Source organism: Diplocloster hominis (assembly GCF_032380655.1).
GTDB classification, from domain to species: Bacteria; Bacillota; Clostridia; order Lachnospirales; family Lachnospiraceae; genus Diplocloster; species Diplocloster hominis.
The window spans coordinates 19,376-35,019 of sequence record NZ_JAWDIY010000011.1 but is presented as its reverse complement, the minus strand read 5'-3'; the positions used below and the strand labels follow the sequence as shown (position 1 = coordinate 35,019).

General features: G+C 49.7%; 13 protein-coding genes and 1 pseudogene. 13 read left to right on the top strand and 1 reads right to left on the bottom strand.

Features of this window, described 5'->3' with window-relative positions:
- Positions 1–160 precede the first annotated feature (160 nt).
- The 6 genes and pseudogenes from ABC831_RS11920 to ABC831_RS26515 all read left to right on the top strand — a co-directional run bounded on the left by ABC831_RS11920 (position 161) and on the right by ABC831_RS26515 (position 6,009).
- Entirely contained in the window at positions 161–1,288 is a 1,128-nt protein-coding gene (locus ABC831_RS11920; RefSeq protein WP_343248346.1) for a 5-(carboxyamino)imidazole ribonucleotide synthase, read from the top strand.
- A gap of 22 nt (positions 1,289–1,310) precedes the next feature.
- Complete coding sequence (gene purE, locus ABC831_RS11915; RefSeq protein ID WP_343248345.1) at positions 1,311–1,826, top strand: 5-(carboxyamino)imidazole ribonucleotide mutase; 516 nt, start codon at positions 1,311–1,313, stop codon at positions 1,824–1,826.
- A 93-nt stretch (positions 1,827–1,919) separates the two neighbouring features.
- Positions 1,920–2,945 (top strand): phosphoribosylformylglycinamidine cyclo-ligase, encoded by a 1,026-nt coding sequence (gene purM / locus ABC831_RS11910; RefSeq protein ID WP_343248344.1) that lies wholly within the window; start codon positions 1,920–1,922, stop codon positions 2,943–2,945.
- Positions 2,939–3,538, top strand: coding sequence for a phosphoribosylglycinamide formyltransferase (purN, locus tag ABC831_RS11905; RefSeq protein WP_343248343.1), 600 nt, complete (start codon positions 2,939–2,941; stop codon positions 3,536–3,538). The genes purM and purN overlap by 7 nt, the downstream gene beginning before the upstream one ends.
- Complete coding sequence (gene purD, locus ABC831_RS11900) at positions 3,535–4,806, top strand: phosphoribosylamine--glycine ligase (RefSeq protein ID WP_343248342.1); 1,272 nt, start codon at positions 3,535–3,537, stop codon at positions 4,804–4,806. Before purN ends, purD begins: the two co-directional genes overlap by 4 nt.
- A gap of 193 nt (positions 4,807–4,999) precedes the next feature.
- Positions 5,000–6,009: pseudogene (locus tag ABC831_RS26515) on the top strand (virulence RhuM family protein).
- A gap of 340 nt (positions 6,010–6,349) precedes the next feature.
- On the opposite strand, the gene ABC831_RS11885 reads toward ABC831_RS26515, so the two are convergent.
- Positions 6,350–6,715 carry an ACT domain-containing protein gene (locus ABC831_RS11885; RefSeq protein ID WP_343248462.1) on the bottom strand — a complete coding sequence of 122 codons (366 nt, stop codon included), beginning with the start codon at positions 6,713–6,715 and terminating at the stop codon, positions 6,350–6,352.
- A 519-nt stretch (positions 6,716–7,234) separates the two neighbouring features.
- On the opposite strand from ABC831_RS11885, the gene ABC831_RS11880 reads away from it, so the two are divergent.
- The 7 genes from ABC831_RS11880 to ABC831_RS11850 are packed head-to-tail and all read left to right on the top strand — an operon-like array spanning position 7,235 to position 15,619.
- Positions 7,235–8,587, top strand: a complete 1,353-nt coding sequence (locus ABC831_RS11880) for an ABC transporter substrate-binding protein (RefSeq protein ID WP_343248340.1) — start codon at positions 7,235–7,237, stop codon at positions 8,585–8,587.
- 18 nt (positions 8,588–8,605) lie between these two features.
- A complete protein-coding gene (locus tag ABC831_RS11875) occupies positions 8,606–9,490 on the top strand; it encodes a carbohydrate ABC transporter permease (RefSeq protein WP_343248339.1) in 885 nt (294 codons plus the stop codon).
- Between the two features lie 10 nt (positions 9,491–9,500).
- Positions 9,501–10,343 (top strand): carbohydrate ABC transporter permease, encoded by an 843-nt coding sequence (locus ABC831_RS11870; protein ID WP_343248338.1) that lies wholly within the window; start codon positions 9,501–9,503, stop codon positions 10,341–10,343.
- A gap of 4 nt (positions 10,344–10,347) precedes the next feature.
- On the top strand, positions 10,348–11,382 hold the full coding sequence (locus tag ABC831_RS11865) for a zinc-dependent alcohol dehydrogenase (protein WP_343248337.1): 1,035 nt from the start codon (positions 10,348–10,350) through the stop codon (positions 11,380–11,382).
- Between the two features lie 60 nt (positions 11,383–11,442).
- Positions 11,443–13,686 (top strand): pyruvate formate lyase family protein, encoded by a 2,244-nt coding sequence (locus ABC831_RS11860; RefSeq protein ID WP_343248336.1) that lies wholly within the window; start codon positions 11,443–11,445, stop codon positions 13,684–13,686.
- Complete coding sequence (locus ABC831_RS11855) at positions 13,679–14,575, top strand: glycyl-radical enzyme activating protein (RefSeq protein WP_343248335.1); 897 nt, start codon at positions 13,679–13,681, stop codon at positions 14,573–14,575. The genes ABC831_RS11860 and ABC831_RS11855 overlap by 8 nt, the downstream gene beginning before the upstream one ends.
- Before the next feature lie 42 nt (positions 14,576–14,617).
- On the top strand, positions 14,618–15,619 hold the full coding sequence (locus ABC831_RS11850; protein WP_343248334.1) for a glycoside hydrolase family protein: 1,002 nt from the start codon (positions 14,618–14,620) through the stop codon (positions 15,617–15,619).
- Positions 15,620–15,644: the final 25 nt, after the last annotated feature.

Sequence of the window (15,644 nt, the reverse complement as noted above, 5' to 3'; positions counted from 1 at the left end):
CCACTATGTCCTCTACTAACATGTCCATTTCTAACCCTAGGATTATCCTCATCGCCCATTGACAAACGTAAGAAACCCTAGTAGAATTACTTATATAATAAGACGAATATATAAGCACAACTTATCAATGTTCATTACAAGAAAAGAGAGCGGAAGACATATGAAAAAAATTGGTATAGTGGGCGGCGGTCAGCTGGGTAAGATGATGATTCTGGACGCCAAGCGTCTGGACTATTATTTTGTCATCGTGGACCCCACAGAGCATTGTCCGGCGCACGGTATTGCTGACGAGCACATCGTAGCCGGTTTTGAGGATGTGGCTGCAATTAAGGCGATGGCGGAAAAGGTAGACGTAGTCACTTACGAGTTTGAGCATATCATTTTGGAGGCATTGCAGCAGCTGGAGGCGGAAGGGCATAAAGTCTATCCCACCAGCGAGACCCTGTCCCACATACAGAACAAGCTGGAGCAGAAGAAGTGGCTCAGGGAACATGGTATCCCGGTTCCGGCCTTCCTTAAGATCCCGGATCAGGAATCCCTAAGAAAGGCGCATGAGGTGTTCGGCTATCCCATGATGCTGAAGACCTGTACCGGCGGCTATGATGGGAAAGGCAATGCGCTGATCAGTGAGGCCGGAGACGAAGAAAAGGCCTATCAGGCGTTGGGAGGCGGAAGCCTGCCGCTGATGGTGGAGGAATGTATCCCCTTTGAGAAGGAAGTGTCGGTGCTGGCCTGCAGAAGTACCAACGGGGAGATAGCGGTATTTCCGGTAGCGGAGAATGTACATAAGAACAGTATCCTGGACGAAACCACGGTACCGGCGGACATTTTGGACAGTACGGCAGCAAAGGCCTGGGAAGTGGCCAGAGCCTGCACGGAAGCGGTCAATGCCTACGGAATGCTGTGTATAGAATTGTTTGTGACAAAGGATGGGAATGTGCTGGTGAATGAGCTGGCGCCCAGACCGCATAATTCCGGCCACTATACCATTGAAGGCTGTTACACGTCCCAATATGAGAATCATATCCGGGCGATTCTGGGGCTGCCGCTGGGAAATACGCAGCTGATCCGGCCCACCGCCATGAAGAATCTAATCGGAGATCACAGCGGACCGGCAGAATTGACGGGTGTAGAACAGGCTTACCAAAACCCCAATGTCAAACTGCACATATATGGAAAAGAAACAGTATCGCCGGGACGGAAAATGGGACATATCACCGCGACCGGCAGCACCATCGAGGAAGCGTTAAAAGAAGTGCGTCAGGCGCACGCATGTATTCGATTCTGATTATAACAGGAGGAGGAGCAGGATGAAACCAGTAGTTGGAATCATCATGGGCAGTGATTCAGATCTGCCGGTGATGGCTAAGGCAGCAGAAATGCTGGATCAGTTACAGGTACCGTATGAGTGTACCATCGTATCAGCTCACAGGACCCCCGGCCGACTGTGCGAATATGCGAAGCAGGCAGAGGAGAGAGGAATCCGTGTGATCATCGCGGGAGCTGGCGGAGCAGCGCATCTGCCGGGTATGACGGCCGCCATGACGGTGCTGCCGGTGATCGGAGTGCCGGTACAGACGAAGACATTAAGCGGCGTGGATTCCCTTTACAGTATCGTGCAGATGCCTCCGGGTATTCCAGTGGCTACCGTGGCTGTCAACGGAGCCTTGAATGCGGCGCTGCTGGCAGCTAAGATTCTGGCTGTCACCGATGCAGAATTAAACGCCAGACTGAAAGAATATGCCGGCCAGCTGGAAGACAGTGTCCTGGTCAAAGCGCAAAAATTGGAAACCATTCATTATGAGGAATATTTAAAGCAAATGTAACCCGGTCGTATAGACAGAACAAGAGATCGGGAAAGGATAAGTTATAAGGAAACCAAACGGATGTAACAGGATAACAAAAGTTGGAGGAAGATTATGGATTACAAAAAAGCGGGTGTCGATATCGAAGCCGGATATCGCGCGGTAGAGTTGATGAAAGAACATGTGAAGGGGACCATGCGGCCGGAAGTACTTTCCGGTCTGGGCGGGTTCTCCGGAGCCTTTTCCCTGGAATCCTTTAAGAAAATGGAAAAGCCCACGCTGGTATCCGGTACGGACGGCGTCGGTACAAAATTAAAACTGGCATTCCTGCTGGATAAGCACAACACCATCGGTATTGACTGTGTGGCCATGTGTGTGAATGATATCGCCTGCGCCGGCGGGGAACCTCTGTTTTTTCTGGATTATATCGCCTGCGGTAAAAATGAGCCGGAGAAGATCGCATCGATTGTCAGCGGTGTGGCGGAAGGCTGTAAGCAGGCGGGTGCAGCCCTGATCGGCGGTGAGACGGCGGAAATGCCCGGATTCTATCCGGTGGACGAATATGACCTGGCCGGATTCGCGGTTGGAATCGTAGACGAGAAGGACCTGATTACCGGCCAGGACGCGAAACCTGGCGATGTGCTCATCGGCTTTGCCTCCTCCGGGATCCACAGCAACGGATATTCCCTTGTCCGCAAGGTGTTCAGTATGACGAAGGAAGCCCTGGATGTGACCTACGACTCCCTTGGCTGTACACTGGGGGAAGCCCTGCTTTGTCCTACGAAAATATATGTAAAAGCATTGAAGGCGGTAAAAGAAGCCGGCGTATCCATCAAAGCATGCAGCCATATCACCGGAGGCGGATTCTATGAAAATATACCCCGGATGCTGCCGGACGGCGTTCGCGCGGTCGTGGAAAAGAACAGTTATCCCATCCCGCCTATTTTTGAAATGCTATCCAGCGACGGAGATATCGGGGAGGAAATGATGTACAATACTTTCAACATGGGAATCGGCATGATGATCGCGGTATCCCCTGACCAGGCGGACCAGGCCATAGAAGCCGTAAAAGCGGCCGGTGAAATCCCTTACCTGATCGGAAAACTGGAAGCCGGGGAAAAAGGAGTAACCCTATGTTAGATCTGGTAGTACTGGTGTCCGGAGGCGGAACGAACCTGCAGGCCATTCTGGACGCGATGGAGAACGGCACCATAACCAATGCCAGAATCCGTGCGGTGATCAGCAATAATCAAAACGCCTACGCCCTTGAGAGGGCAAGGCGGTATGGAATAGAAGCCGTTTGTGTCTCTCCGAAAGAATATGAGAACAGGGAGCTGTTTAATCAGGCATTTTTAAATACGGTTGATTCCTATCAGCCGGGGCTGATCGTCCTGGCCGGTTTCCTGGTCGTCATTCCGCCGGCCATGATACAAAAATATGAGAAGAGAATCATCAATATACATCCCTCCCTGATCCCCTCTTTCTGCGGTACTGGTTATTATGGGCTTAAGGTACATGAGGCCGCCCTCCAAAGAGGTGTAAAGATAACGGGAGCCACGGTGCACTATGTGGACGAAGGGACTGACACAGGACCGATCCTTTTACAGAAAGCGGTGGAGGTCCGGGAAGGCGACACCCCGCAGGAGTTGCAGCGAAGAGTAATGGAAGAGGCGGAATGGGTGATTCTGCCTGAGGCGATTCAGTTGATAGCGAACGGGAGGAAACAAGGATGAAGGTACTTATAATCGGAAGCGGCGGACGGGAACATGTCCTGGCATGGAAAATATCCCGGAATCCCCAAGTGAAGGAAATATACTGCGCGCCCGGAAACGGCGGGATCGCACAGATCGCGCAGTGTGTGGATATCGGTGTGATGGATTTTGAAAAGCAGGTGGCATTCGCGAAGGAAAAACAGATCGACCTGACGATCGTAGCCATGGATGATCCCCTGGTGGGCGGCGCGGTAGATGCTTTTGAGGCCGCGGGTCTGAAAGCCTTCGGACCCAGGGCAAACGCGGCGGTCCTGGAAGGTTCCAAAGCATTTGCAAAAGATCTGATGAAAAAATATAATATCCCGACCGCAGGGTATGAGAACTTTGACGATCCGCAGGAAGCGCTTCAATATCTGGAGACAGCCAAATTCCCCATCGTACTGAAGGCGGATGGCCTGGCGCTGGGGAAAGGGGTGCTGATCTGCCAGAATCTTACAGAAGCCAGAGCCGGTGTAAAGACCATCATGGAAGACAGACAGTTCGGCAGTGCCGGCAACCGTCTGGTGATCGAGGAATTCATGACCGGACGGGAAGTATCGGTCTTATCCTTCGTAGACGGGAAGACCGTCAAAACCATGACTTCCGCCCAGGATCACAAGAGGGCCCTGGACGGTGACCAGGGTTTGAATACCGGAGGTATGGGAACCTTTTCCCCCAGTCCGTTCTATACCAGGGAAGTGGATGAGTTTTGCCAGAAATACATCTATCAGCCGACGGTGGACGCCATGGCTGCAGAAGGCCGTCCTTTTACCGGAATCATCTTCTTTGGCCTGATGCTGACCGAAGAAGGGCCGAAGGTGCTGGAATATAATGCCAGATTCGGTGATCCGGAAGCGCAGGTAGTGATTCCAAGAATGAAGAATGATATGATCGAAGTGATGGAAGCCTGCATAGAAGGCAGACTGGATCAGATCGACCTGCAGTTTGAAGAGAATGCCGCTGTTTGCGTAGTGCTGGCCTCCGACGGCTACCCGGTAAAATATGAAAAGGGCTTTCCGATCCATGGGCTGGATAACTTCTCGGACAAAGACGGTTACTATGTATTCCATGCCGGCACAAAAGCGACGCCGGAGGGAATCATCACGAACGGTGGGAGAGTCCTGGGCGTCACAGCCAAGGGAGCAGACCTTAGGCAGGCCCGGGCCAATGCCTATGAGGCGGTAACGTGGATCACGTTCGAGAATAAATACTGCAGATCTGATATCGGGAAGGCTATAGACGAGGTATAGGTGTTAAAGCAAAGGAACAATAGACAAGAAATATGAAAGACGTTCAGATAAATAGTAGCTGCTTCTAAAACAATATTACAACATACTGAATTAAGTAGTAACAAGCGCTCAGAAAATGGGCGCTTGTTATGTTACAAACATTTGTTCGGCATGTTAAAATAGCTTAACGGGGAAAGAAAAAAGATGTGATTGAATGGCCAATAAGAAATTCCAGATTAGAAACAGCACTGTGGATTTTTTAGTATTTACAAAGCAGAATACAGAAGATTCTATAGAAGTTCGTGTTCAGAATGAGGATGTCTGGCTTACTCAGGATGCAATTGCAAAGCTTTTTGATAAAGGAAGAAGCACGATTACGGAGCACCTGAAACATATTTTTGATGATGGGGAGTTGGAGGAAAATTCAGTATGTCGGAATTTCCGACATACTGGCTCGGATGGAAAACAATATAACACAAAGTTTTATGGCTTAGATGCAATAATCTCTGTAGGCTATCGTGTTAATTCCCTGCGAGCAACGCAATTTCGTCAATGGGCAACGAAGGTATTAAAAACGTACACAGTACAAGGATATGTGCTTGATAAGAAAAGATTAGAAAATGGGCAAATATTTGCGAGGAATATTTTGAACATTTACTGGATGAGATCAGGGAAATCCGCGCCAGTGAGCGAAAATTCTATCAAAAGATAACTGATATCTACGCTACCGCAGTCGATTATTCAAAAGATGCAGTTACTACAAATGAGTTCTTTAAGACTGTGCAGAACAAACTGCGTTATGCGATTCATGGTCATACTGCTGCGGAGGTTATTGTCGAGAGGGCAGATCATAAAAAGGAACATATGGGGCTGACCACATGGAAAAATGCACCAGGTGGAAAGATTGTTAAAGTAGATGTAAGCATAGCAAAGAACTATTTGTCTCAGATTGAGCTACAGGATTTGAATCAGTTTGTATCAATGTATCCGGATTATGCAGAAAGGCAGGCCAAAAAGCGCATTCCTATGACGATGGAGGATTGGGCATCTAAGTTGGAAGTTTTTCTGAAAATGAATGATGAGGATATTTTGATGGATAAGGGAAAAGTTACGCATGAAATTGCAAAAGCATTTGCAGAAAGTGAATTTGAAAAATACAGGGTGATACAAGATCAATTATATGAGTCAGATTTTGATAAGTTGGTAATGAAAGTTGATTTGTAGTAGATATAGGCGGCTAATAAAAATATCTATTTCATCCAATCACCAGAGGCGGTTATCGAATAATGCCGAATTGCGTCGGTTATGACAATTAAAAAAATAATACCGTATAGTAAAAGACTCAAAAGGCGCTCAGAAAATGGGCGCCTTTTATAAAACAAACATTTGTCCGATAAGGTAGAATAATTAAGCAGGGATACGAGTGGTATGGAAGTGATATGAATAAGAAGGTTCCTATGGCGGACAAGGAGTTTCAAATTAGGAAAGCAGAGGATGAAACAGTCATCCAAGCCTTGTATCCGCATTGCCTTTTATTTATATAACAGTATATTGCTGCTGAATATCAGATAATCTCATAACCGGCGTCTGAAAGAATTTCAATCGCTCTCGCAAAATCTCCTGCTTTTGTCAAAATGTAATCCGTATTGAAAGTTGATAAAGCAAAAATCCCTATCCGGTTCTTTGCCAGCAATGCTGATATTTGCGAAAGTATTCCGATCAGGGAAAAATCCAAAACTCCCTGTATCCGGAATGCCTTCCACCCGTCATCCCTCCTGATAAAATTAGCAGGAATATCTTCCGTAACGCAAACCAGTGAACACTCTTCCTCTGTTTTTCCGGCAAAACAATAGTTACGTTCCAAATTAACCATTGAAAAATCCCTAAGCTGGCAAACAGAAAAATCACAATCTAAAGGCTTAATCTTCAAAGTCTCACCGCTCATGACAATAGTCCTCCCTTCTATCCAAACCGATTCCGATCTAACGATAAATACAAGTAATACCTATTCTTGTCTCAACAAGCACTATACAAATATGGTATACAACAAATATTGTATCTTCACCTCTTACAGATTCTAGTATTTCTTTTTATAAATGTCAATGCAGGCTCTTCATAAATACAAATTACGGATTACCATTCACAGCCGTTTGGGAGGGGACAAGCCCCTTTCTCCAGGCAGCTGCTTGAAGATCAGGCGTTACTACCGAAAGATGCCGGTCTCCCATAAAAAATGTCCTGGTAAAATATATGCTAACCGGTTGACATATGGGAAAAGTAGTGATATTATGATGCTATCCAATATATGTCAACCGGTTAGCATATAGTTCAGGAAGCAGATGGCGGTATGGCCCGGCTACTGAGAAAGGAGAAACAAGAGGATTGCGCAAAAAAGGCAAGAGCAAATGTAACTGTTGGGGAAACAAGAGAATGAACAGGAGGAATGGTTATGAAAAAGCAGAGTAAATGGATGGCATTGTTACTGGTGACAGCGATGGCGGCTGCAGCTCTTATGGGATGCGGGGATAAAAAAGCCGGGGACACAAACGACGCCACGACGGGAAACGAATCGGCATCTAATCAGGAGGCATCTGCAGAAACCAAGGGAGAGAGCGGGGATCAGCTGACGCTGGTATGGCAGAGCTGGGACCCGGTTTCCAAATATCAGCCGGTGATTGATGCCTATGAGAAGCAGAATCCGAATATCAAGATTGAGTATCAGCAGGTTTCCGATTATATGACTAAGATCTTTACAGAGGCAGCTTCCGATGAACTGCCGGATCTGCTGGCCTGCCAGGTGGGTTATACACAGGAATTCGCAGACGCCGGTGTATTGGAGGAGATCCAGGTCGAAGACTTGAAGGCGGATGCGGACTATGAGTTCGATGATTTCTGGGAGACTACCCTGGATTACGCTATGTATGATGGAAAATATTACGGATTGCCTGTGGACGGCGGGAATTATGCATGGGTGTATAATAAGAAAATCTTTGACCAGCTGGGGATTACGGTACCGGAAGAGGGATTTTCCTGGGATGAATTCGTGGAGGTCTCCAAACAGATCATGGAAAAGAAGGATGAGGTCGGTGTGAACTATGCGACTCTGGTCAATGATTACGGCTTAAAGACAATTCTTCCCTACATCTGGCAGAACGGAAGTGAATATCTGAACGCTGATGGGACGGCCAGTCTGCTGGACGACCAGAAGGTCATCGATGCCATCCAGTACATCAAAGACCTTTACGATGTACATAAAGTGATGCCCACAATGGAAAAGCTGGATGAGGGATCGCTGCCGATCGTGGGAATGTTGAATTCCGGTTCCATTGCCATGGGGCGGGTAGCCCTTTGGGAGGCGCTGAAATTGGAGGACAGTGACAAACTGGACTGGCAGCTGATGCATGCGCCCCACGGAAATGACGGATCAAAAGGGGAAGTGCTGTATGTCAATACCCTGAGTGTGGCCAGCACATCTGAGCATAAGGAAGAAGCCATGGATTTCCTGAAGTTCGTGACCAGCAAAGAGGGTCTTAAGGTTTTTCTTGAGAATACCAGTGACCCGCAGATCTCCGTCAGAAAATCCCTGAAAGAGGTATCCATCGCACCGTTTGATTCCTCCAAGAATGCCGGAATCTTTGTAGATGCGCTGGAATACTGCAAATGGATGCCCAACATTTTGTCGGTAAACGATCAGATCACCGCGGTCGGCCGGCAGCTGGACCGGATCTGGTACGACAATGAACCAGCGGCGGAAGTGATGAAGGATGCGGTAGAAGAGGTCAATGGACTTCTTAAAAAATAATAGACAAAGGGGCGGAAAATGAAGAAGAAATGTAGATCCAAACGGCAGCGGTTTTATCATTCATCCTGTGTGATTTTGTTTTTGCTGCCCAGTTTCCTGTTGCTTGCGGTGTTTGTATTCTGGCCGATGATCTATTCCATGGTGCTTGCATTCTTTGAGTGGAATCCACTGAAAGGGAAGGAATTTACAGGGCTTTTAAACTTCCGGACTCTGATGCAGGATGATCTCTGGTGGACGAGCCTGAAAAACACGATCTACTATATCATCCTGAACGTGCCGCTGATTGTGGCAGCGGCTCTGGGCCTGGCTGAGATCGTCGTGTCGTTGGGCAGGACATCCAAACTGTTCCGGGGAATCTATTTTATCCCCACGATGCTCTCACTGGTGGCTACGGGGATCGTATGGAGCTATCTGCTAAATACCAATACCGGTGTGATTAACGGTCTGCTCAACCAAATCGGCCTGCCATCTGTAAAATGGTTTACCAGTGGAAAGGTGGCGATGCTCTCTATCGTGATCGTGACGATCTGGAGATGGGCCGGATATTACATGGTTATGTTCGTGGCGGGTATGTTGGGAATATCGGAGCAGTATTATGAGGCGGCGGATCTGGAAGGGGCCGGACGTTTCCAAAAATTCCGCTATATAACCCTTCCGCAGTTAAAGCCCATGATCTATTTTGTGGCGCTGATGAGTATTATTGGCTCGTTCCAGGAATTCGACCTGTTTTACATGATTACCCTGGGCGGCCCGGGGACAGCCACGTATGTAACAGGCTTCTATATGTGGCAGACGGCGTTTTCATCAATGAAAATGGGATATGCCAGTGCCATGTCCGTGGTATTGTTCGTCATTGTTCTTTTATTTACTGTTATTCAGAATAAAGTGACACAGGCAGACTAGGGGGTAGACCATGAGAATACATAAAAGATCCAAAAGCATACTGCTGATGGCTGCGGCGGTTCTGACAGCCCTGATTATCCTGGTGCCCTTCCTGTGGGTTTTATCTACGGCACTGAAGCCGGACAACGAACTGTTTTTATTTCCGCCGAGCCTGATCCCCGGGGAATTCGCCTGGAACAATTTTGTGGATGCCTGGCATCTGCTGGACTTCCCGAAGTATTTCTTTAATTCCTTTATGGTGACGGTACCCACCGCGTTTTTTACCGTGGTGGTGTGCTCCCTGGCCGCCTACGCGTTTACCCGGATGAATTTCAAGCTGCGCAATGCCCTGTTCCTTGTGTATCTGTCCACGATGATGATCCCGCAGGTGGTCCGCCTGATCCCTTCCTTTATCATTGTGAAGAATCTGCATATGCTCAACAGCTACGCGGGAATGATTCTGCCGCAGATCGCCTGGTCCATTCCATTCGGTACGTTTCTGATCCGCCAGTTCTTTATGGGGATTCCTAAGGAATTGGATGAGTCTGCAAGGATAGACGGTGCGGGGCATGTAAGAATCTTCCGGAGCATCATTGTGCCGAACGCGGTACCGGCCATGGTGACTCTGGCGACCTATATTTTTATCACCAGCTGGAACAATCTGATCTGGATGCTGGTGGTGGTGAGTAAACAGGAGAAATTCACCATAACCCTGGGACTTGCTACCATGACCGGGCCCAGTGTGGATTTTATACCTCCCTGGAATGAGATTATGGCTGCGACCCTGATCAGTATTCTGCCGGTATTTATCCTGTATCTCTTTTTCCAGAAATATTTTATCCAGTCGGTGGCCATGTCAGGGATCAAGGAGTAGCACGATGAGAGGATTAATTGTAACGAAAGAGCATGAAGTAAGGCTTGTGGACGATATCCCCATGCCTAAGATCGGGGAATACGAAGCGCTGGTGAAGATGAGCTGCTGTATGATCTGTAACGGTACGGACCGGGAGATCATACAGGGAAAGCTGGCGGAAGCACAGGAGTATCCCCTGGTACTGGGGCATGAGGGTGCGGGCCGCGTCATAAGAACCGGAGACCGGGTCAGGAGCTTTTGGCCCGGTGATCTGGTGGTACGCCCATGCCTGCTGGACGCAGGAAAATACAGAAGCGCCTGGGGCGGGTTCGCAGAATATGGGATAGTGGTGGACACTCAGGCATTGCGGGAGGACGGGCAAAAGCGGGCGTATGATCCGTGCGGGCTCACCCAGCAGGTCGTGCCTGCGGGCATAAGACCCGAGCAGGCGTCCCTGATGATTACATTAAAAGAGACTTTAAGCGCGGTGAGAAGGATCGGCTTGTCTCCTGAGGACAATGTCCTGATCGTGGGGGATGGCCCGGTGGGACTTTGCATGCTATATAACTGCCTGCTGTCGGGAATCCGGAACGTATCCGTTCTGGGCAACCGCCCGGAGAATCTGAAGCGGGCCCGGCAGATCGGGGCTATGGAGTGTTACCATAACCGGAAGGAAGAAGACCATAGAAGGCTTGAGGCTGACTGGGCGGGCAGGCTGAACTGCTATATAGACACGGTGGGAAACCAGGAGACGATACAGCAGGGAATGCGTCTGACAGAAGAGGACGGCACGGTTGCGGTATACGGTCTGGGTATCGGGGACCGTCTGGTGCTTTCCATGGACGGAATCAGGAACCGAAAGCTTCAGTTCGTGCAGTGGCCGATTAATGAATTGGAGCGTGAGACACATTCATTCATAGCGGATGCGGTTCTCTCAGGAAGAATCGATACGGATCTTCTGATCACCCATGTTCTGCCAATCGAGGACTATAAGAAGGGCTTTGAAGCGATCCAAAACAAAGAGGCGGTCAAGGTGGCTCTGACCTTTTCTTGTTCATAGGGAAGAGCTCCTATGAAATAAAAAATGAGTCCGGATAATAAAAAAGGAGTGTGATAACCTATGGCATCAGAATTTGCAACACACCGGGAGGCTGTTTTTGAGGAGTACGACGAATATTATCGGGGCTGCCCCTATGATGTCACACCAGTGAAAGAGATCCTGGATCAGTGGTATGAGGAGGCAAAAGACCGGACCCCCTACGAGAGAAAAGCTCTTGTCTACCGGGCGGCGGCACAGCTGTGTGAGATCAAGATATTCCGGCAGTCCCCCTTTTTCTTTGAGGTCAAGACGGGAAGAATCCGCAACAGCAGCCAGAACGGATTCCCGCCCGGCCCTGGACTGGAGGGCTGGTATATGGAAAAACAGATGCATTATGCCGAAGAATTCCAGGAATGGATAAAGCCTTATAAGGAATGTGACCTGATCTGGGGGGATATCTTTTCCGACCTGGCACATCACAGCGTTGGCTATGATAATCTGCTGAAGAAGGGCTTAAAAGGAATTGTTCTGGAAGCCAGGGAACAGATGAATAGGCAGACGTCCCCGATGGCTCTGGGCTTTTACCAAAGTGTGATCGAGGGGTGCGAAGCGATGCAACAGATCGCGGGACGCTTTTCCACGCTGGCGGGAGAGATGCTTGCCGCCGAACAGGACCAGGAGCTGCGGGACAATCTGGCGATGATCCGGGAGGCAGCGAAGCGGGTGCCCTGGGAACCGGCGGGAAACTTCTATGAAGCGCTTTGCTGTATCCTGTTTTTCAAAGAGATGATGACCAGCCTGGAGGGAGTGGCGGTGGCGATCCTGGGACATCTGGACCGTCTCCTGGAACCCTATTATATACAGGACTGTGAGCGGGGGGAACAAACCTATGAAAAGGCGAAGAATCTGATGGCTCATTTCCTGGTCCATACGGACGCCAGATGGGACCTGACAGGAGATGAGTTCGCCTCCACCAACAACAGCCTGACCATCGGCGGCTGTGATCAGGACGGAAACGTGATATACAATGACATTACCCGTATGATCCTGGAAGTCTATGACGAATACGATCTGGTCAATCCCAAGATCCAGGCCAGAATTACCGGCCGGCATCCGGAAGAATATTTTTCCCGTACAGCCGCCATGATCGCCGGAGGAAAGAATGTATTTTCTTTTCTGAATGATGATGTTATCATCGCGTCCAATGTGAAGATGGGAAAGGAATTAAAAGACGCCAGACTCTACTCGGCGGGAGGATGCCAGGAGCCGGTATTGGATAACACAGAGTTTAACAGCCGCGCGTTTCTGTATCTGAGCCTGCCTCAACTGGTCAATTCCTTTTTTGACGATTCCCTGAACCTGTTCTTTGATCAGGAGAATACAGGATACGAGCAGCCGGATCAGCTGGAGAGCTTTGAGGCATTTTACGAAAATTATATTGCAAAACTGCGCAGTATCTATAAACGGCTGGTGGAAGTACTGAACCATTACGAGACAGTGACGCGGGAGTTCAATCCCTGTCCGCTTTTGTCCGCCACACTGACCGGCTGCCTTGAAAAAGGGATGGACATGACTGAGGGCGGTGCGGTCTATAATCCGACCAGTATGCCTTTGGTGGGGATCGGCACAGCCATCAATTCCCTTCTGGCTGTCAAAGAGGTGGTCTATGACAGGCACATGCTGAACCTGGAACAGCTGGCCGCACTATTACGTAGTGATTTTAAGACAGACCCCAGAATGCGGGAGTATCTGCTGAACCGCTGCCCGAAATACGGGATGGATACCCCTGAGGTGAATGAGTTCGCCGACAGAATCTTCCGTGATCTGGCGGGCACTGCCTCCGGGTTCCGGAACAACCGGGGCGGCCGCTATGAAGCTTCCCTGTTCGTGTTCTATCTTTTTGACTGGATGAAGGAGCACGTGGGGGCCACCAGTGACGGGCGTCTGGCGGGAACACCGCTGTCCAGGGGAATGAACCCGTCGGATATAAGCGGTATCTCGAATACTGCCAACATCCTGCATACACTCCAAAAGATCGATATGACGGATTATCCGGGAGCCGGCGTTCTGTATCTGGAAATGCCCCTGATGAAATCAGAGCCTGGGTCACAATATTTGATCCGGACGATGAAAGCTTTTCTGGAAGCGGGAGGCAGCGCGCTGGATCTGAACCTTCTGGATCCGCAGGTTTTGGTTCAGGCCCGGAAGAATCCGGATGCGTATAAAAATATCGTCGTGCGCGTCTGTGGGTTCAGCGCTTATTTTACCTCATTGGACTCCCAGATCCAGGATGAAATTATCGGAAGGACATTTGTCAATGGATGATTCCCTGTTTATCACACAAATACAGCGTTATAGTCTGCACGACGGCCCCGGGATCCGGACGACCGTATTTTTAAAGGGGTGTAATCTGTCCTGCCGGTGGTGCCATAACCCGGAGACCCAAATAAGCGGGCCCCAGATCCAGTATCTTTCGAACCGGTGCATACATTGCGGCGCCTGCCTGCGGGCCTGTCCGAATCAGGCTTTGTCCGCGGAGGCGGGACATATAAACAGGGACACCGGCAAATGTAGTGTCTGCGGCGAGTGCGTGAAGGTATGCTACCCGGATGCCACGAAAGTCATCGGGGAAAAACTTACGCTGCCTGTTCTCCTGGAAGTCCTGGAGGCAGACCGGGCTCTCTATGCAGATGGCGGGGGTGTCACGTTTTCGGGCGGGGAACCGATGCTGCAGGCCGGCGTGCTGGGCCGCTTTCTCCCGGGGATCAAAAAGGCGGGGATCTCTGTAACTGTGGATACTGCCGGCTGTGTCCCCTTCGAATGGTTTGAACAGCTGCTTGCGGAAGTGGATCTGTTCTTATACGATATCAAGATGCTGGATTCCCGGAAACACGAGCGCATGACCGGGGTTTCGAATGAGCGGATTCTGGATAATGCGGTCAGGCTTAGCCGGGCCGGAGCCAGACTCTGGGTCCGCACTCCCCTGATACACGGAATCAATGACACGAAGGAGGAGCTGGAAGGGCTTCACCGTTTCCTGGATGGTTTATCCGGGGTGGAACGGCTGGATCTGCTGCCTTATCATGCCTACGGAAATTATAAGGCTGCAGGGATCGGGAGGCTGGCTGAGACATTTGAGGCGCCATCGGAAGAACAGATGGGGCAGATGAAGGAATATTTTTCAGATATCGTGGATGAGGTATGTATTCTGTAAAAGTTTTGCGATACAATCAGAGCAGTATAAGGAGGGACACTTTTGTTACGACATGAAGGAAATCATCTGGGGGATACCTGGTACTATGTGGCGGGGGATATCTGCCATTGCTATTATCTCACCTGCCCGGAATCCGTGCCCCGTCATACGGACTGGGAGATTGCCCATGCGACCAGCAGGGACATGATCCACTGGGAACTGCAGGGGACGGTATTGAGAAAAGGAAATGCCGGGGAGTGGGATGCCAACGGAATATCCACCGGATCGGTGATCCAATATAAGGGGCTCTACTGGATGGCCTATACCGGCCAGTGGAACGGCCCTGTAGGTATGGTGGGCCTGGCTTTCTCAAAAGACCTGTATCACTGGGAAAAATGCAGCTGCAATCCGATCACACGTCCGGATGATCATTATTACGCTATGAATGGTGCCGGCGTCAGGACGTTCTCACACTGGAGGGATCCTTATCTGTTCACGGATGGGGAATACGCCTATCATCTGACCTGCGCCACGAAAAAGGACGCAAAGCCGGATGCCTGCGGTACTGTGGGAGTAGCCAGATCGGATGATATGGAACACTGGGAACTGCTGCAGCCCATGGAGATCGAGGCGGTATGCCAGGAGATGGAGTGTCCCCAGATTCATAAGATCGGCGGCCGGTATGTGCTGTTGTTTTCCTGCTACGGCCTGCTTTTTTCAGACCAGTATGTGAAACGATACGGAAATCTGCTGCGGCAGACCAGCTACTACATGATCAGTGATTCCATGTTTGGACCTTATCGGTTTTGCAGGGAATGGAAGCTGCTGCCGGATGATTTTGACGATCCGGACCGCAACGTACAGTATGCGAACCAGCTGATAGAGAAAGACGGCAGGTGGTACCTGCTGGGGACGGTCTGGTCTGATCAGGGCGACTATATACCAGATCCTTTGGTCTACGAAATGAAGGACGGTGCCCTCAGCCTTGCGAAAAGGGTAAACACAACCGGCAAGGGCAGAAACTATTTGGAAAAGGTGGAAGATATTGGTATAATATCAGTATAATTTCGATCGGCAAAGGAGATTCAGA

Bases quoted from the DNA above. Each gene is read 5' to 3' on its own strand.
- ABC831_RS11920 (WP_343248346.1), top strand. From the start codon at position 161: ATGAAAAAAATTGGTATAGTGGGCGGCGGTCAGCTGGGTAAGATGATG.
- purE (WP_343248345.1), top strand. From the start codon at position 1,311: ATGAAACCAGTAGTTGGAATCATCATGGGCAGTGATTCAGATCTGCCG.
- purM (WP_343248344.1), top strand. From the start codon at position 1,920: ATGGATTACAAAAAAGCGGGTGTCGATATCGAAGCCGGATATCGCGCG.
- purN (WP_343248343.1), top strand. From the start codon at position 2,939: ATGTTAGATCTGGTAGTACTGGTGTCCGGAGGCGGAACGAACCTGCAG.
- purD (WP_343248342.1), top strand. From the start codon at position 3,535: ATGAAGGTACTTATAATCGGAAGCGGCGGACGGGAACATGTCCTGGCA.
- ABC831_RS11880 (WP_343248340.1), top strand. From the start codon at position 7,235: ATGAAAAAGCAGAGTAAATGGATGGCATTGTTACTGGTGACAGCGATG.
- ABC831_RS11875 (WP_343248339.1), top strand. From the start codon at position 8,606: ATGAAGAAGAAATGTAGATCCAAACGGCAGCGGTTTTATCATTCATCC.
- ABC831_RS11870 (WP_343248338.1), top strand. From the start codon at position 9,501: ATGAGAATACATAAAAGATCCAAAAGCATACTGCTGATGGCTGCGGCG.
- ABC831_RS11865 (WP_343248337.1), top strand. From the start codon at position 10,348: ATGAGAGGATTAATTGTAACGAAAGAGCATGAAGTAAGGCTTGTGGAC.
- ABC831_RS11860 (WP_343248336.1), top strand. From the start codon at position 11,443: ATGGCATCAGAATTTGCAACACACCGGGAGGCTGTTTTTGAGGAGTAC.
- ABC831_RS11855 (WP_343248335.1), top strand. From the start codon at position 13,679: ATGGATGATTCCCTGTTTATCACACAAATACAGCGTTATAGTCTGCAC.